Origin of the sequence: Variovorax sp. PBL-E5 (assembly GCF_901827185.1) — a bacterium.
Taxonomy (GTDB): domain Bacteria; phylum Pseudomonadota; class Gammaproteobacteria; order Burkholderiales; family Burkholderiaceae_C; genus Variovorax.
The window spans coordinates 4,635,582-4,652,168 of the sequence record NZ_LR594671.1; the positions used below are offsets into that span (position 1 = coordinate 4,635,582).

Annotated in this window: 13 protein-coding genes; 3 read left to right on the forward strand and 10 right to left on the reverse strand. The window is 68.0% G+C overall.

Annotated features, from left to right (window positions below; genetic code table 11):
- Window positions 1-24 precede the first annotated feature (24 nt).
- From WDLP6_RS22695 to WDLP6_RS22710, 4 genes are read right to left on the reverse strand one after another with little or no spacing between them, the layout of a single operon-like run.
- Window positions 25-987, reverse strand: coding sequence for an aspartate carbamoyltransferase catalytic subunit (locus tag WDLP6_RS22695; protein WP_162594178.1), 963 nt, complete (start codon window positions 985-987; stop codon window positions 25-27).
- Window positions 987-1,484 (reverse strand): bifunctional pyr operon transcriptional regulator/uracil phosphoribosyltransferase PyrR, encoded by a 498-nt coding sequence (gene pyrR / locus WDLP6_RS22700; RefSeq protein ID WP_162594179.1) that lies wholly within the window; start codon window positions 1,482-1,484, stop codon window positions 987-989. Before pyrR ends, WDLP6_RS22695 begins: the two co-directional genes overlap by 1 nt.
- Entirely contained in the window at window positions 1,481-1,918 is a 438-nt protein-coding gene (gene ruvX / locus WDLP6_RS22705; RefSeq protein ID WP_232077225.1) for a Holliday junction resolvase RuvX, read from the reverse strand. Before ruvX ends, pyrR begins: the two co-directional genes overlap by 4 nt.
- Window positions 1,915-2,514 (reverse strand): YqgE/AlgH family protein, encoded by a 600-nt coding sequence (locus tag WDLP6_RS22710; protein WP_162569378.1) that lies wholly within the window; start codon window positions 2,512-2,514, stop codon window positions 1,915-1,917. The genes ruvX and WDLP6_RS22710 overlap by 4 nt, the downstream gene beginning before the upstream one ends.
- On the opposite strand from WDLP6_RS22710, the gene WDLP6_RS22715 reads away from it, so the two are divergent.
- Window positions 2,513-3,997, forward strand: a complete 1,485-nt coding sequence (locus WDLP6_RS22715; protein WP_162594180.1) for a cryptochrome/photolyase family protein — start codon at window positions 2,513-2,515, stop codon at window positions 3,995-3,997. The genes WDLP6_RS22710 and WDLP6_RS22715 overlap by 2 nt on opposite strands.
- Window positions 3,998-4,114: 117 nt before the next feature.
- Here the strand turns inward: WDLP6_RS22715 and WDLP6_RS22720 are convergent, their stop codons facing one another.
- The 6 genes from WDLP6_RS22720 to WDLP6_RS22745 form a co-directional block, all read right to left on the reverse strand.
- A complete protein-coding gene (locus WDLP6_RS22720; protein WP_162594181.1) occupies window positions 4,115-10,147 on the reverse strand; it encodes an Hpt domain-containing protein in 6,033 nt (2,010 codons plus the stop codon).
- Between the two features lie 16 nt (window positions 10,148-10,163).
- Window positions 10,164-12,257, reverse strand: a complete 2,094-nt coding sequence (locus WDLP6_RS22725; protein ID WP_443083461.1) for a methyl-accepting chemotaxis protein — start codon at window positions 12,255-12,257, stop codon at window positions 10,164-10,166.
- Window positions 12,258-12,528: 271 nt separating this feature from the next.
- Window positions 12,529-13,062 (reverse strand): chemotaxis protein CheW, encoded by a 534-nt coding sequence (locus tag WDLP6_RS22730; RefSeq protein ID WP_162594183.1) that lies wholly within the window; start codon window positions 13,060-13,062, stop codon window positions 12,529-12,531.
- Window positions 13,063-13,075: 13 nt separating this feature from the next.
- Window positions 13,076-13,441, reverse strand: coding sequence for a response regulator transcription factor (locus WDLP6_RS22735; protein WP_162569383.1), 366 nt, complete (start codon window positions 13,439-13,441; stop codon window positions 13,076-13,078).
- Complete coding sequence (locus WDLP6_RS22740) at window positions 13,441-13,839, reverse strand: response regulator (RefSeq protein ID WP_162569384.1); 399 nt, start codon at window positions 13,837-13,839, stop codon at window positions 13,441-13,443. Before WDLP6_RS22740 ends, WDLP6_RS22735 begins: the two co-directional genes overlap by 1 nt.
- A gap of 79 nt (window positions 13,840-13,918) precedes the next feature.
- Window positions 13,919-14,089, reverse strand: a complete 171-nt coding sequence (locus tag WDLP6_RS22745; RefSeq protein WP_093109554.1) for a rubredoxin — start codon at window positions 14,087-14,089, stop codon at window positions 13,919-13,921.
- A gap of 110 nt (window positions 14,090-14,199) precedes the next feature.
- Here WDLP6_RS22745 and thiD point away from each other — a divergent pair, with 110 nt between their 5' ends.
- Window positions 14,200-15,159 (forward strand): bifunctional hydroxymethylpyrimidine kinase/phosphomethylpyrimidine kinase, encoded by a 960-nt coding sequence (thiD, locus tag WDLP6_RS22750; protein ID WP_162594184.1) that lies wholly within the window; start codon window positions 14,200-14,202, stop codon window positions 15,157-15,159.
- 136 nt (window positions 15,160-15,295) lie between these two features.
- Window positions 15,296-16,585 carry a glutamate-1-semialdehyde 2,1-aminomutase gene (gene hemL, locus WDLP6_RS22755; RefSeq protein WP_174259894.1) on the forward strand — a complete coding sequence of 430 codons (1,290 nt, stop codon included), beginning with the start codon at window positions 15,296-15,298 and terminating at the stop codon, window positions 16,583-16,585.
- Window positions 16,586-16,587 lie beyond the last annotated feature (2 nt).

Sequence of the window (16,587 nt, forward strand, 5' to 3'; positions counted from 1 at the left end):
CAGTTCTTCCAGCGGGCAGGCTCTCTATGCTTCATTTCCGGCGACGATGCTCATCACCGCCATGCGCACGGCGATGCCGAAGGTGACCTGCGGCAGGATCACGCTCTGCCGTCCGTCGACCACGGCCGAGTCGATCTCCACGCCGCGGTTGATCGGCCCGGGATGCATCACGATCGCATCCGGCTTGGCCAGCTGCAGCTTCTCGGGCGTGAGGCCGTAGGTCTTGAAGAATTCCTGCGACGAAGGCAGCAGCGCGCCGCTCATGCGCTCGTTCTGCAGGCGCAGCATGATGACCACGTCGCAGTCGCGGATGCCCTCCTCCAGCGTGTGGCAGACGCGCACGCCCATCTGCGCCATGTCCGCCGGCACCAGCGTCTTCGGACCGACCACGCGCACCTCGGCGCAGCCGAGCGTGGTGAGCCCGTGGATGTCGGAGCGCGCCACGCGCGAATGCAGCACGTCGCCGACGATCGCGACCGTGAGGTTCGCGAAGTCCTTCTTGTAGTGGCGGATCGTGTACATGTCGAGCAGGCCCTGCGTCGGATGCGAATGCCGCCCGTCGCCTGCGTTCACCACGTGCACGTGCGGCGCCACGTGCTGCGCGATCAGGTAGGGCGCGCCCGATTCGCTGTGGCGCACCACGAACAGGTCGGCCGCCATCGCGCTCAGGTTGGCGATGGTGTCGAGCAGCGACTCGCCCTTGGTCGCCGACGAGCGCGCGATGTCGAGGTTGATGACATCGGCCGACAGCCGCTTGGCCGCGATCTCGAAGGTGGTGCGCGTGCGGGTCGAGTTCTCGAAGAACAGGTTGAACACGCTCTTGCCGCGCAGGAGCGGCACCTTCTTGACCTCGCGGTCGCTCACGCTGGTGAAGTTGGCAGCGGTGTCGAGGATGTGGCTGACGATGTCCTTGGGCAGGCCCTCGATCGACAGCAGGTGGATCAGCTCGCCGTTCTGGTTGAGCTGCGGGTTGCGCTTGTAGAGCATCAGGTGTTGTCCTCCACTTTGAAGCTGAAGGCGCCGCTCTCGCTGCGGGCCAGCGCAAGCAGTTGCGTATCGGGCAAGGCCAGTTTCGTGGCCGCGAAGTCGGCCGCCACCGGCAGCTCGCGGCCGCCGCGATCGACCAGCACCGCCAGCCGCACGCAGGCCGGCCGGCCGAAATCGAACAGCTCGTTGAGCACCGCGCGGATCGTGCGGCCGGTGTAGAGCACGTCGTCGAGCAGCAGCACGTCGGCGCCGTTGACGTCGAAGGGAAGCGTGGTCTGCGCGCTGGCGGACAGGCCGCGGCGCGCGAAGTCGTCGCGGTGCATGGCCGAGGAGATCACGCCGGGCGGGCCGTCGAGGCCGAGCTGCTTTTGCAGCCGTTCGACCAGCCAGGCACCGCCGGAGGTGATGCCGACCAGCCGCGTGTCACGGCGCATCAGGGGTTTCACGCCGCGCAGCAGCTCGATGTACAGCGCTTCGGCGTCGGGGATGGATGTCACGGCAGGCTCCTCAAGAACTGCTCCAGGATGATGCAGGCCGATGCGGCATCGGCATCGCGCGCGCCCGCGGCGAGTGCCTCGGTCGTGCTGTAGCGCTCGTCGACCTCGTAGACCGGAAGACGAAAGCGCCCTTTCAGCTGCCGCGCGAAGCGCTGCGCCGCGCGGGTGTTGTCGTGCGGCGCGCCGTCGGGATGGAAGGGAACGCCGACCACCAGCGCATCGGGCTGCCATTCGCGGATGCGCGCCTCGACCTGCGCGAAGCGCGCGTCGCCTTCGGCCCGGATGGTGGCCTGCGGCGTCGCAGTCCCGAGCAGCCGGTTGCCGCTGGCGACGCCGGTGCGCTTCTGGCCGTAGTCGAAGGCCAGGAAGCTTTGGAAATGGGATGGAACGGGAACGGAAGGGTCGGCGCGGTCTGGCATTGCCAAAGCACTCATGCGTGCCCCGCGTCCGGGGAAAGCTTCCATGCTTCCAAGCCCAGCAAAGACAGCGCCTTGTCGTAGCGCTGCTCGATCGGCGTATCGAAGATCACCGCCAGATCGGCCGCCACCGTGAGCCAGCTGTTCTCGGCGAGTTCGGATTCGAGCTGCCCCTCGCCCCAGGCCGAGTAGCCGAGCGACACCAGCACCTTGCGCGGCCCGGCGCCGGTGGCCAGGGCTTCCAACACGTCCTTGGAGGTGGTCATCTCGAGGCCGCCGGGAATGGTCATGGTCGAGGCGTACACGGATTCGTTCGGCTTGTCGCCGTCCGCGAACACGGGCTCGTGCAGCACGAAGCCGCGCTCGGTCTGAACCGGGCCCCCCTGGAACACGGGCGCGCTGCCCAGCTCGGGGCGCGAGAGGTGCAGCTCGATCTTCTCGAACAGCACCTTGAGGTTGATGTCACTGGGCTTGTTGATCACCAGGCCGAGCGCGCCGCGCTCGCTGTGCTCGCAGAGGTAGACCACGCTGCGGCTGAAGGCTGCGTCCTCCATCCCCGGCATCGCGATCAGGAAGTGATGCGTGAGGTTCATCGGGGCAGAATCGGAAGCCATGCCACCGATTTTACTGGCCGTCGACAAAACCTATCCCAAGGGGCTGATGTGGTTTCGCCGCGACCTGCGCGTGGACGACAACGCAGCGCTCTACCACGCGCTGCGCAAGTGCCGGCAGGTGGTCTGCGTTTTCGTGTTCGACCGCGCCATCCTCGATCCGCTGCCGCGGGTGGACCGCCGGGTCGAATTCATCCGGGAATCGCTGGTGGAACTCGACGCCGAGCTGCAAGCGCTGGGCAGCGGGCTGCTGGTGCGCCACGCGGTGGCGCAGGACGAGATCGCCGAGCTGGCGCATGCGCTCGAGGTGCAGGCGGTGTTCGCCAACCGCGACGACGAGCCGGAGGCGATCGCGCGCGATGCCCAGGTGTTCGGCGCGCTTGCGAATGCGGGCATCGCCTTCCATGCGTACAAGGACCAGGCCATCTTCGAGCGCGACGAGGTGCTGACCCAGACCGGTCAGCCGTACACCGTCTTCACGCCCTACAAGCGGGCCTGGCTGGCCAAGGTGGACGATTTCTACCTGAAGCCCTATCCCGTGCGCGGCCATGCCGACGCGCTGGGCCCGGTGCCCGAGAAATTCCACGCACCGGTGCCGACGCTCGCGAACCTCGGCTTCGAGAAGAGCAATCTGGCCGAGCTCGACATCCCGACCGGCAGCCAGGGTGGCGCGGCGCTGTTCGACGACTTCCTGCAGCGCATCGAGCGCTACCGGGCGGTGCGCGATTTTCCCGCGGTGCGCGGTCCGAGCTACCTGAGCGTGCACCTGCGCTTCGGCACCGTCTCGATTCGCCAGCTCGCAGGCGCCGCCCACCGGCTGGCGCAGCGTGGCGACGAAGGCGCGGCCACCTGGCTCGGCGAGTTGATCTGGCGCGATTTCTACTTTCAGATCCTGGCCCACCGTCCGCACGTCGCGTCCAAAGATGGGTCGCACAGCTTCCGCCCCGAGTACGACAAGATCCAGTGGCACCACGGCAAGCACGCGGACCTGCTGTTCGAGGCCTGGTGCAAGGGCGAGACCGGCTACCCGCTGGTCGACGCCGCGATGGCGCAGATCAACCAGAGCGGCTACATGCACAACCGGCTGCGCATGGTGGTCGCGAGCTTTCTCTGCAAGGATCTGGGCCTCGACTGGCGGCGCGGCGAGCGCTATTTCGCCCAGCACCTCAACGACTTCGAGCTGTCGTCCAACAACGGCGGCTGGCAATGGGCCAGCTCGAGCGGCTGCGATGCCCAGCCCTATTTCAGGATCTTCAATCCCGTCACGCAAAGCCAGCGCTTCGACCCGGAGGGCAAGTTCATCCGCCGCTACCTGCCGCAGCTGGCGAAGCTGTCCGATGCGGTGATCCATGCGCCGTGGACGGCCAGCCCGGTCGAACTGCAGGCGGCCGGCGTGATCTTGGGCGAGAACTATCCAAACCCCATCGTCGACCACGCCGAAGCGCGCGAGCGCACCCTGCAGCGCTACGCTGTGGTCAGGAAGTGAGCCTCAGAGTGGCGTCGGCCTTTTCGGGGAGCGGCCGCGGAACCAGCTTCGCCAGGCCGCAGGCAGCGCCCCCTGAAAGGGGGTTGGGCGGCCACACGAAGTGGGCCAGCCTGGGGGTCAGCTAAGCATCGCAGGCGCCTCGGCTTTTGCATAGCTGCGCACGAGGCGCAGCAATTCCTCTTCCGAGTAGGGCTTGCCGAGGTAATGGTTGACGCCCAGGGTGCGCGCATGGTCGCGGTGCTTCTCGGCGATGCGCGAGGTGATCATGATGATCGGCAGGTCGGCCAGCGACGCGTCGGCGCGGATGTTGCGCGCCAGATCGAAGCCGTCCATGCGCGGCATCTCGATGTCGGACAGGACGACGGCCGGACGCTCCTGCTGCAGGCGTTCGAGTGCCTGCAGGCCATCGACCGCCAGCGACACGCGATAGCCCTCGCGCTGCAGCAGGCGTTGCGTGACGCGCCGCACCGTGATCGAGTCGTCCACCACCAGCACCAGCGGAACCTGTGGCGCCAATGGCGCCGCCTTCGGCACATGGCTGGCCGGCGTGCCGTGCGCCGCCCTGTCCTGCGGTCCGCTCGCCGCCTGGAGCGCGAGCGCCCGATCGCCGTGCACCGCTGCCAGCGCCACCGGGTTGTAGATCAGCGCGACCGCACCCGATGCCAGCACCGAGATGCCCGCCATGCCCGGCAGCCGGGACAGCTGCGGCCCGAGGTTCTTGACCACGACTTCCTGGTTGCCCAGCACTTCGTCCACATGCAGCGCCACGCGCTGCGCGGCGCTTCGCACGATGACGACCGTGTTGGCCTTGCCGGTCGGACGCTCGCTGCGCGACGAGGTCTGCAGCAGCGCGCCGGCCCAGTAGAACGGAACCTGCTCGCCGGCGAAGGCATAGCGCCGATGGAGGTAGGCCGATTCGAGATCGGACGCACTCGCGCGCTGGACCAGCTCGACCAGGTTGGACGGCACGCCGATGGAGGTGTCGCCCGTGCGCAGCATGACCACGTGCGTCACCGCCGTGGTCAAGGGCAGCACGAGCTTGAAGATGGTGCCTTGACCGTCGCGGCTGTGGGTCTCGATGCGGCCGCCGAGCGCCGCCACGTCGGCGCGCACGACGTCCATGCCGATGCCGCGGCCGGCCAGTTCGGACACCTGTGTTGCGGTCGAGAAGCCGGGCTGGAAGATCAGTTCGGCCGCTTCCTCGGGCGAAAGCTTGCGCCCTTCGGTGACCAGGCCGAGCGACAGCGCCCGCGCCGCGATGCGTTCGTAGTTGAGCCCGGCGCCGTCGTCGCGGAAGCTGACCGAGACGTCGTTGCCCTCGTGGTGCAGCTCGATCACGATCAGGCCGTTCGGATCCTTGCCGGCCTTCTCGCGCACCGCCGCGTCCTCGATGCCATGGGCGACGCCATTGCGCAGCAGATGTTCGAAGGCGGGCGTCATGCGGTCCAGCACGCCGCGGTCCATTTCGATCGAGCCGCCGGTGATGTCGAGGCGCACCTGCTTGCCGGTGTCCTTCGAGGCCTGGCGCACCACGCGGTAGAGCCGTTCCGAAATGCCCTCGAATTCGACCATGCGCGTGCGCAGCAGCCCACGCTGGAGTTCGCGCGTCTGGCGCGCCTGCGCGCTCAGGTCGTCTTCCGTCGCCTGCACCGTCTTCTGCAGCGTGCGCTGCACGGTCGCCACGTCGTTGACCGACTCGGCCATCATGCGCGTGAGTTCCTGCACGCGCGTGAAGCGGTCGAACTCGAGCGGGTCGAAGCCCTGCTGAGAATCCTTGGCCTGCGCGAGGCGCGACTGCATCTGGCTTTCGGCCTGGACCTCGATGTCGCGCAGCTGCTGGCGCAGACGGTCCAGGTTGCCGGTCAGATCGCCGAGCGAGGCGCGCAGCTGGCCCAGTTCGGCCTCGAGCCGCGAGCGCGTGATGATCACCTCGCCGACCTGCGTCACGAGGCGGTCGAGCAAGTGGGTGCGGATGCGCACCGCCTGGCTCGACATCGCGCGCAGCGGCGCCAGCGCGGAAGGCGAAGGCATCGCGATCGCGGCGCGCGCGACGGCCGATGCCTCGTCGGGGGTGGCGGGCTCTTCGGCACCGGCCATCGATGCGACGGCATCAGGCGCCGGTGCGGCCATCTCGGGCAACGGCGGCGCCGCAGCGGCAGCGGCAGCGGCGGCGCGCTGCGCCTGTTCCGCCTGGGCCGCGCCGTCCGCCTCGCGCAGGGCATCGAACGTCGCCTGCAAGGCATCGAAACGACCCAGCAGATGTTCGATCGATGCCCGGTCGACGTTGTCGGCGCCCAGGGCCTCGATCTCGGACTCCATGCGGTGCGCGCGCTCGCCCAGGCGCATCGCGCCGGCCAGACGGGCGCTGCCCTTGAGCGTGTGCAGCGTGCGCAGCGTCGCGGCGCGCGGCGCGCTGCCTTCGGGATGCTGCGACCATTCGCGCAAGGCGGCACCGAGCCGAGGCAGCAGTTCGGCGGCCTCTTCCTCGAAGATCGGAAACAGGTCGACGTCGACCGCATCGGCCAGGTCGATCGCGTCCTCGGAGTCGTCGAGGGCCACGTCGGCCATCGCGTCGCGCGACAGCGGCGGCGGTGCGGATGCCCCACCGAAGCGCTCGACGGGCATCGGCGAGGCCGCCACATCGCGCAGCGCCTGCAGCGTCTCTTCGGCCGGCTCCTTGAGGAAACCGGCGGCAAACTGATGCAGCAGGCGCCGCAATTCGCCGGCCGCCGCGACCAGCACCGCGCCCTGTTCGGGCGTGCCGCGGCCTTGCATGTGCAGATGCTGCAGCGCCGCCTCGAACAGGCGCGCCATGCCCGACAGCCCCTGGAAGCCGACGGTGGCGGAACTGCCGGCCAGCGAATGGGCCAGGCCGACAGTCGAATCGGACACGCGCTGGTGCGACTCGAGCGCCCATTCGCCGACCTCACTGGCCAGTTGGCGCGACCACTCGTCGGCTTCGTTGAGGTAGACGTTGTAGAGCGCGATGCCGATGCGCAAGGGCCCTATCACCTTGACCTGCTCTTCGGCACTCGGCGCGGCCGGGCGCTCGGCGATCTCTTCGTGCTGCGATGCGACGGCAGCGGGCTCGGGTGCCGGGTGCGCGTCGGCGACGAGGGGTTCGATCACCGGCGCGGCGGCCGCGGGCGCGGGTTGCGGCGCCAGCTCCGGCTCCGGCTCCGGCACGACCTCCAGAAGCGGAGCGTGTTCGAGCACGACCGCCGGCGCCGGCGCGATCTCGGGTTCCGGCTCGGGCTCCGGCGTCGTCGCCGGCTCTTCGACGGTGAATATGACCGGCCGGCTCGGCACGACAGGCGCCAACGCCGGCTCGATCGATGAATGGGCGGTCTCGAGGAAATCGATCTCTTCGAGGAAAGCCGGCGGCAGCGGCTCTTCCGGCCGCGGCACCGGCTTGCCGTCGAAGTCGAGGAAATCGCTAGACGCGAAATCGTTGTCGGATTCGGGGACCGTGCCCTGGCTGGGCGTCGGCGCGGACTCGGCGTGGACGGGTTCGTGCAGGTCCGGCCAATCCGAGAACTCTTCGGCGGGCACAGGCGCCGGCGCCGGCGCGGGCGACCGGGCTTCGACCGGCGCTTCGGAGACGGCAGGCGTCAGCTCGAGATCGGGCAGCTCCGGCAGCAGAGGCACCGCAGGCATTTCGAGCGGCGCCGGCTCGCTGGCCCTGGCCTCGGCAGCAATGTGGCGCGCGGCCGCAACCAGTGCATCGGCATCGGCCACGCGCGCGGGCGCGGCGATCGGCTCGCCCGCGCGCAGGGCTTCCGCCATGCTGCAAAAGGGCGCGGACTGCCAGCCGTGCGGCTCGTTGGAAGCCACGGCTTCGACCCACTTTGCAAAATCCACCAGCGCCTTGCGCGTGCCCGCCAGCAGCTCCGGCGTGGCGGGGCGCTGGTCGGCGAGCCAGGTGTTGAGCACCTGCTCGAAGGACCAGGCCGCTTCGCCGAAATCCATCAGCCCGACCATGCGCGAGCTGCCCTTGAGCGTGTGGAACGCGCGGCGCAGCACGGTCAGCTCGCCGTTGTCGTCCGGCCGCGTGCCGAGCGCCGCCACCGCAGCCAGGCCGTTGTGCAGCACTTCGCGCGCCTCGTCGAGGAAGATGTTCTGCAGGTCGTCTTCTTCGAGCTCCGTGACCTCGGTGTAGGGCAGCGGCTCCAGCGGCGCGGGGCCGGTGATCTTCGCGGTCCAGCTGGCGGTCGCGCGGCTGAATTCCTCGATCGGCGAGACGGGCGCCTTGCGGCTCGGCGCGGCGAGCGCCGCCAGCTTGGCCGCGATCTGCGCATCGACCTCCTCGACGCTCAGCACGGTATCGCTGGCCGCCACGGTGCCGGAGCCCGATGCGAACGCAACGGCCGCGCCGGCTTCGGGCACGCCGCTCTCGCCGCCCTGGCGGCCCATCAGCGGCTTGAGCTCGCCGGTGTCGGCATCGAACACGAACAGGCGCTTGGCCAGTGCGGGCTGATAGCTCAGCATGTCGATCAGGAAACCGAGCGCGCCGAGGTTGTTGCCGAGCGAGTCGAAGGCAGCGGTTTCATCGGCCTCGGCCTCTTCGGCCTGCAGGCGGTCGATGTCGTCGCGCATGTGCTGCACGGTCTGCGCCGCCTGGTCGAGGCCGAGCACCGAGAACACGCCGCGCATCTGCAGCAACTGGCTCGGCACGGCCTGCAGCAGGTTCTTCTGCGTCGGCCGGCGAAAGAACTGGTCGAGCGATTTCTCGAGTTCGCCCAGGTGGCTGCGCAATTCACCGACCACGGTGCCCATCGTCTGGCGATCGCTCACGCGGCGGTAGAGCTCTTCCATCCAGGGCTCGAGCGGCTCGGAATGGCCGCCTCCGCGTGCGCGCTCGATGCGGCCGGCGAGCTGCACGGTGCGGGCCGTCAACTGGCGGTCGTGGGGGTCGAGATCCTCGAAGGCAGCCTCGAGATAGAGCACCGAGGTCGCGACTTCCATCGCGAGTTCGGTCGCCGGCGGCTGGCCGGAGCGCAGCGATGCATCGACGGCCTTGTTCAGCGCCTGCACCATCGGTGCACTCGCCGGATGCAGCTTCTGCAGCGATTCGCCGAGCTGGGCGAAAGTGTCGGCCACCTGCCGCGTGCGCGCCACGTCGCCGCCCGACAGCGCGGACCACATTTCCTTCGCGGACTCGATGCGCTTGCGCGCCTGTGCGAGCACCAGCGGATCGAAGCGGCCGAACTGCTCGATCGTGTAGTCGACGCTCTGCTCGTTGGCCACGCCCCAGGCGACGCGCACCGCGCGCAGGGTGGCGGCCTCGTCGCGCGGACCCGGCACGGCCTGCGCGCAGAAGAACAGCAGATCCTGGCCCAGGCGGTCCGAGACGGTGTTGTCGCCGCGCGCCAGCGTGGCGTACTGCAGCAGCACGCGCGATCCCGCGCGCTTCACGTGCGCGTCGGCGGGAATGAGCGCCAGCGCCAGGGCTTCGAAGAAGCCTGCCGCCAGGGTCCAGAAGCTGGCGACCCGCGGCGCCGAGGCGCCGCGGCCGAGGCCCAGGCACAGCGCATGCAGCCGCCGGGCCGCATGATCGTCGCCGCTTTTGACGACCTTGAGCACCTCGCGGTCCAGCTTGGAACGGACCGCCGGATCGTAGACCAGTGCCGTTTGTGTCGGCGCCGGTTTGATCTCGACCCAGCGCCACGGCATGCTCCAGAGATCGGCCGGGTGGACGCGCTCGTTGCCGACCAGTTCGAGCACCTCGCGGTACTGCGGGAACAGGGCGACGGACGATACGACCTTGCCGGCCAGCAGCGCGTTCAGGAAGTCGGTGACGGCGAAGCCGGCCCGATCGATCTTCTGGACGGCGGCCTCGGTGCAGCGAAGCGGTTCGGTGATGAAGTTCTGGACCGCGAACTCCATCGCGCCCAGCACCATCGCGGGTGCCGCGTGGCCCACCATCTGCAGCGCGCCGACGGCCTGGTGCAACTGCTGCCGCGCCATGCGCAGCGGCGTGAGATCGACCTCCGCAGCGCTGCTGCCTTCGCGGGCGAAACGCCGCAGCGATTTGCCGACCCCGTCGAGCGACTTCTGGATTTCTCCGAGAACCCAGGCCAGCGGGCCGAGATCTTCGGTCGGCGGTGAGTGGCCGGCGGCGGGAGCGATGGCGGGGCTTTGGATCGACACGTTCGGCGCTCGGCGTTCAGGCGATCTTGAAGCGGGACACCGATTGGCGCAGTTCCTCGGCCATGTGCGAGAGCTCGCGCACCTGCTGCGCGGTGGCGCGCGTGCCGTCGCCGGTCTGCTCGGTGACGGCGAAGATGTGCTGGATGTTGGCCGCCACCACGTTGGCCGAGTCGGCTTCGCGCGACGCGGATTGGGAGATCTGCTCGATCAGCTCGGCCAGCCGGCGCGACACGCGGTCGATCTCGGACAGCGCCGTGCCCGCGTTGTCGGACAGCTTGGCCCCTTCGACCACACCCTGGGTGGAGCGCTCCATGGCACCGACCGCATCCTGCGTGTCGGTCTGAATGGCCTTCACGAGCGCCGAGATCTGGCGCGTGGCATCGGCCGACCGTTCGGCCAGCCGCTGCACTTCTTCCGCCACCACCGAGAAGCCCCGGCCGGCTTCACCGGCGGAGGCGGCCTGGATGGCGGCGTTGAGCGCCAGCACGTTGGTCTGTTCGGTGATGTCCGAGATCAGCTCGGTGATTTCACCGATCTCCTGCGACGATTCGCCCAGGCGCTTGATGCGCTTGGAGGTTTCCTGGATCTGGTCGCGGATCGAGTTCATGCCGCCGATCGCGTTCTGCACCGCCTGCAAACCGGACGAAGCAGCCTGCAGCGACTGACGCGCCACCGTGGCCGATTCCTGCGCCTGCGAGGACACGCCGTTGATTCGCTCGGCCATCGTCAGCACCGACTGGCCCGTCTCGCGGATTTCGCGCAGCTGTTCGGTCGACGCGGCCAGCAGTTCGGTGGAGGTGCTTTCGACCTGCGAGGTGGTCTGCGCCACCCGGGTCGCCGTGTTCTGCACGTTGCCCACCAGGAGGCGCAGTTCTTCCACTGTGTAGTTCACCGAGTCGGCGATGGCGCCGGTGATGTCCTCGGTCACCGTGGCTTCCTGGGTCAGGTCGCCTTCGGCCACGGTCTGCAGTTCGTTCATGAGCCGCAGAATCGCGGCCTGGTTGGCCGCGTTGATGCGGCTGGCGTCGTCGCTCGCGCGCTCGGCCTCGATCCGCTCGTGTTCGGCCGCGAGCGCGCGTTCGCGGCCTTCGCGGACCTGCACGTAGCCGATGGCGCCGGCCAGCGCCAGCGCGGCCAGCGACAGCACGAACAGCATCACCACCGTGCCGGCGCCGAGACCGGTGCGCGCCGAGAGCTTGTCCTGCAGGTCGCCCAGCGCCAGGCGCAGCGGCTCGCTGTCGGCCAGGATCGCGGCCTGCGCTTCGCGCGCCGCCACGAGGCCCTGCAGATTGCCCAGGATCGCGCCGGCCTGCGTGCGCGTCTGTTCGTAGGTCTTGAGGATGGCTTCGAGCTGCTGGCGCGTTTGCGGATCGCGCGAGCCGGGCAGCCGCTGCTGGGTGCTGCCATCGAGCAGGCCGCGGGTGACTTCCTGGAAGGTGTTGAGGTCCTTGCCGAGCAGGAACACTGCATCGGGGCTCACGCCTTCGACCGTGAGGAACTCGTTGGCCGATTTGCCGATGCGCTGCGTCAGCATCACCAGCTGGCCGGCCGCGGAGATTTCAGGCAGGGTGGCGTTCTGCTGCATCTTCAACGAGGCCACGGTCTGGGTCATTTCGAGCAGATCGGAGGACTGGCGATTGATGTCGCGCAGCGCGCTGCCGACCTGCGTCAGGATCTGCTGCTGCGCGAGCACCGCCTTGGCGCTCTTGTCGGCACGTTCGACCAGCGGCGTGATCTTGCTCATCTCGGCGTCGTAGTCGCCTAGGCGTTCGAGCTTGAGCGACTCGTCGCCGTTCGCCAGGCCCTGGACGCGCCGCGTCAGGTCGCTGGCACTGTCCTTGACCTCGGCGAACGCGGGCACATTGCCCACCAATGCCTGCGACACCGACTTGGCCAGACGCTGCGACTGCATGAGCGACTGGCCGGTCGCGGCCACCTGCTGCGCAAGGCGTTCGGCACGCAGGATCGCGGAACCGGCGACGAGCAACAGCAGCAGCACGACGGCAGCCAGCACCAGTGCGAGCACGCGCTGCTGGCGCGCCGGATTCGAGCGCGGCGCGGGTGCCGTGCTGGCGGCATTCGGCGGCACGGCGCCATGCGCCTGCGCCATCGGCGGCTCGGCAGCGACCGGGTCCGCAGCAGGTTCGGCCGCGACCGTTTCGGCGTTCAGCACGGTGGACACGGGCGCCGGGTCTCTCGGGATGTGCACAGTTTTTTCCTCCGCCGATTGCACGGTTTCGACATTGTCCAGCGAGAGCGCTCCGGCGCTGTCGACGCGCAGGGTTGCGCTGTCGTCGCCCAGGGGCAGGAATTTCTTGAACTTGTCGGCGATCGAGCTCACGGTCGGTCCTTCAGGTAATGGTCGGTGTCCAGCGATCCGCTCAGGCGCCGATGCTCAGGAACTGGGGTTGCTGCGAAAGTGCCTGCAGGTTGATTTCCTGCCAGCGCGCTCCCGCCGCATCGGTGTACGAATGCCCGAGCCAGACCGGCGCGTCAGCGTCCGGGGCGTGCGAAGCGATGAAGGCCTCCACGCTGCGCAAACCGACGAGCCGATCGATCAGCAATGCGCAGTTGACTTCGAGCAGTTCGTTGAGCGCGACCAGCCGTGACTGCGAGCGTGCGGCCTCGCTCGCCGCCGTGGCCGATGCCGCGCCGGAAGCGAAGGTCGACAGCTCGACCACGCCGTACAGCCCGCCGCGCAGATTGGCGACGCCGAGGAACCATGGCTCGGTGTAGGGCACGGTCTGGGGCGGCGTCCAGGGAAAGATCTCGCCCGCATGGCCGAGCGGGAACAGGTACTTCGCATCGCCCGCCTCGACGGCAAGCCACGATGCGGCGACCCCGGACGTGCGCGCCGCCTGCAGGCGGCTGGCAAGCCGGGACTGGAAAGCGCGGAGGGCGTCGCGGTTGGCCATGGACGGCGCGCCCTCAGGCGAGCGCTTTGATCTTCGCCATCAGCTCGGTCGCATTGACCGGTTTGACGATGTAGTCGCGCGCACCCTGCCGCATGCCCCAGACCCGATCGGTCTCCTGGTTCTTGCTGGTGCACATGATGATCGGCACCGCCGCGTACTGCGGATTGCGTGCGATCGAGCGCGTGAGCTGGAAGCCGTTCTGTCCCGGCATCACGACATCCATCAGGATGAGGTCGGGCTGCTCTTCCTCGAGACGACGCATCGCATCGTCGGCGTTCTCGGCGGTCTTGACCGAGAAGCCGTTCTTCTGGAGCAGATCGGTGAGGAAAACCAGTTCCGTCTTGGAATCGTCGACCACGAGCACTTTATGAATCGGCATTACTGCGCTTTCTGCTGAACGATGCCGAACTGCTGCACGGCATTCAGCAGTTGGTCTTTGGTGAAGGGTTTGGTGAGATAGTCCTGCGAGCCGACCATACGGCCGCGCGCCTTGTCGAACACGCCGTCCTTGGACGACAGCATAACGACAGGGACATTGGAAAAATGGGAATTGCGCTTGATGATCGCGCAGGTCTGGTAGCCGTCGAGGCGCGGCATCAGGATGTCGCAGAAGATGAGGTGCGGCTTGTGATCGTTGACCTTGGACAAGGCGTCGAAGCCGTCCTCGGCCAGCAGGACTTCATGGCCGCCTTGCTTGAGGAAGATTTCGGCGCTGCGCCGAATCGTGTTGCTGTCGTCGATGACCAGCACCTTGTATCCGGATCCATTCGCGCTCATTCGCACCGCTCCTCGTGTGACACCTTGTCGACCGCTGTGCCCTTTCAAGGACGCAGGAAGCGCGGCCCTATGCCATGCTTCAGATCTCTACCATTTCGAAGTCTTCTTTGCGCGCCCCGCATTCGGGACACGTCCAGTTCATCGGAACGTCCGCCCACGCCGTGCCCGGCGCAATACCATCTTCCGGTACCCCAACCGCCTCGTCATAGATCCACCCGCAAATCAGGCACATCCAGGTTTTCGTATTCATCGCAGCTTAAAGTCCCTGTTCATAGAATGCAACGATCGTATCCAGACGTATCACCCAAACCCGTGACAAGCGTCTCAGATATGCCACCATCGGCTGAGCTCTGAAGTCACATGACAACTTATCTATTACCACCAGAGCACAACCGCAAAGTGAGCGATCTTACCGACCCCCCGAACGACGAAGTCGAGGCCGAGAGCGATTCGAATCCGCCCTGCGTGCTCGTCTTCAATGCGAGCGACCCGAGCGGTGCCGGCGGCCTCGGCGGCGACGCGCTGGCGATGGCTTCCGTGGGCGCGCACATGCTGCCGGTCGTGACCGGCGCGTATGCGCGCGACACGGCCGAGATCTTCGACCACTTCGCCTTCGACGAAGAGGCCGTCGCCGAGCAGGCGCGCACGATTCTCGAGGACGTGGAGGTGCAGCTCATCAAGGTCGGCTTCGTGGGCTCGCCGGAAAATCTCAGCACGGTGGCCGAGACCGCCACCGACTATCCGGACGTGCCCGTCGTCGCCTACATGCCCAATCTCTCGTGGTGGGAAGACAACCAGATCGAGGCGTACCTCGACGCCTTCCGCGAACTGGTGCTGCCGCAGACCACGGTGCTGGTGGGCAATCACAGCACGCTGTGGCGCTGGCTGCTGCCCGACTGGAGCGGCGAGCGCCCGCCGGGTGCGCGCGACATCGCCAAGGCGGCCGGCGAGTTCGGCGTGCCCTACACCCTCGTCACCGGACTGATGCTGCCCGACCAGTTCATCGACAACGTGCTCGCATCGCCGCAATCGGTGCTCGCGAGCGAAAAGTACGAGCGGCTCGACGCCATCTTCGCCGGCGCGGGCGACACGCTGTCGGGCGCGCTCGCGGCACTGCTGGCCAGCGGCACCGATCTCGTCGCGGCCACGAGCGAAGCGTTGAGCTACATGGACCGCTGCCTGGATGCCGGCTTCCGGCCGGGCATGGGCCATGTGCTGCCCGACCGCCTGTTCTGGGCCCAGCCGGAGGACGACGAAGACGACGACGAACCCGCATCTCCGACCGACTTCGCGCTGCCCCCGCACGACACGAGGCATTGACTCGCCCCCAGGCTTCGCGCACTTCGTGTCGCTTCGCCTTCCCCCTGACCGGGGGCAACACCGGCGGACCGGCCGAGCCGGATCCGCGGTGTTTCACGAACAGGCCTTGCTTCACCGGCCGCGTTAATCTCACACCATGATGTCGAACACTGATCCCAATTCCATTCTCTTCGAGCGCGCGCGCGCGGTGATTCCCGGTGGCGTGAACTCGCCGGTGCGTGCCTTCAGGGCTGTTGGCGGCACGCCGCGTTTCGTGAAGCGCGCGCAGGGCGCGTACTTCTGGGACGCCGGCGATCGGCGCTACATCGACTACATCGGCTCGTGGGGGCCGATGATCCTGGGCCACGGGCATCCCGCGGTGGTCGAGGCGGTGCAGCGTGCCGTGACCGACGGCTTCTCCTTCGGCGCGCCGACCGAGCGCGAGATCGAACTCGCCGAGGCCATCCTCGCGCTGATGCCGTCGATGGAGATGGTGCGGCTCGTGAGCTCCGGCACGGAGGCCGCGATGAGCGCCCTGCGCCTGGCGCGCGGCGCCACCGGCCGCAAGTACGTCATCAAGTTCGAAGGCTGCTACCACGGCCATGCGGACGCGCTGCTGGTCAAGGCCGGCTCGGGCCTCGCGACCTTCGGCCATCCGACCTCGGCCGGCGTGCCGCCGGAAGTCGTGCAGCACACGCTCGTGCTCGAGTACAACAACATCGCACAGCTGGAAGAAGCCTTCGCGCTGCATGGCCACGAGATCGCCTGCCTGATGATCGAGGCCATCGCCGGCAACATGAACTTCGTGCGGGCAAGCGCCGCCTTCGCCAGGCGCTGCCGCGAGCTCTGCACGCAGCATGGCGCGCTGCTGGTGTTCGACGAAGTCATGACCGGCTTTCGCGTCGGGCTGCAAGGTGCCCAGGGCGTGCTCGGCATCACGCCCGATCTCACGGTGCTCGGCAAGGTGATCGGCGGCGGCATGCCGCTGGCCGCCTTCGGCGGACCGCGCGCGATCATGGAACAGCTGGCGCCGCTGGGTCCGGTCTATCAGGCCGGTACGCTGTCCGGCAATCCGGTGGCCACGGCCTGCGGCCTCGCGACGCTGAAGGAAGTGGCCCGCCCGGGCTTCTTCGATGCACTGTCACGAAAGACGCGTACGCTGGTCGACGGACTGAAGTCGGCCGCTGCCGCCGAAGGCCAGCCGTTTTGCGCCGACAGCGAGGGCGGCATGTTCGGCTTCTTCCTGCTCGACACGCTGCCGCAGAACTACACCACCGTCATGACCACCGACAACGCGAAGTTCAACCAGCTCTTCCACGGCCTGCTGGACCGTGGCATCTATATTGCACCGGCCCTCTACGAAGCCGGCTTCGTGAGCGCGGCACACAGCGACGAGGACATCGCCGCCACGATCGAAGCCGCGCGCCAGATCTTCGCGCTGCGCTGACC

What these genes read in the sequence shown, in the direction of transcription:
- WDLP6_RS22695 (WP_162594178.1), bottom strand. Translation starts at nt 987, where the DNA reads ATGCTCTACAAGCGCAACCCGCAGCTCAACCAGAACGGCGAGCTGATC.
- ruvX (WP_232077225.1), bottom strand. Translation starts at nt 1,918, where the DNA reads ATGAGTGCTTTGGCAATGCCAGACCGCGCCGACCCTTCCGTTCCCGTT.
- WDLP6_RS22715 (WP_162594180.1), top strand. Translation starts at nt 2,513, where the DNA reads ATGCCACCGATTTTACTGGCCGTCGACAAAACCTATCCCAAGGGGCTG.
- WDLP6_RS22710 (WP_162569378.1), bottom strand. Translation starts at nt 2,514, where the DNA reads ATGGCTTCCGATTCTGCCCCGATGAACCTCACGCATCACTTCCTGATC.
- WDLP6_RS22725 (WP_443083461.1), bottom strand. Translation starts at nt 12,257, where the DNA reads ATGGCGCAGGCGCATGGCGCCGTGCCGCCGAATGCCGCCAGCACGGCA.
- WDLP6_RS22730 (WP_162594183.1), bottom strand. Translation starts at nt 13,062, where the DNA reads ATGGCCAACCGCGACGCCCTCCGCGCTTTCCAGTCCCGGCTTGCCAGC.
- WDLP6_RS22735 (WP_162569383.1), bottom strand. Translation starts at nt 13,441, where the DNA reads ATGCCGATTCATAAAGTGCTCGTGGTCGACGATTCCAAGACGGAACTG.
- WDLP6_RS22740 (WP_162569384.1), bottom strand. Translation starts at nt 13,839, where the DNA reads ATGAGCGCGAATGGATCCGGATACAAGGTGCTGGTCATCGACGACAGC.
- WDLP6_RS22745 (WP_093109554.1), bottom strand. Translation starts at nt 14,089, where the DNA reads ATGAATACGAAAACCTGGATGTGCCTGATTTGCGGGTGGATCTATGAC.
- thiD (WP_162594184.1), top strand. Translation starts at nt 14,200, where the DNA reads ATGACAACTTATCTATTACCACCAGAGCACAACCGCAAAGTGAGCGAT.
- hemL (WP_174259894.1), top strand. Translation starts at nt 15,296, where the DNA reads ATGATGTCGAACACTGATCCCAATTCCATTCTCTTCGAGCGCGCGCGC.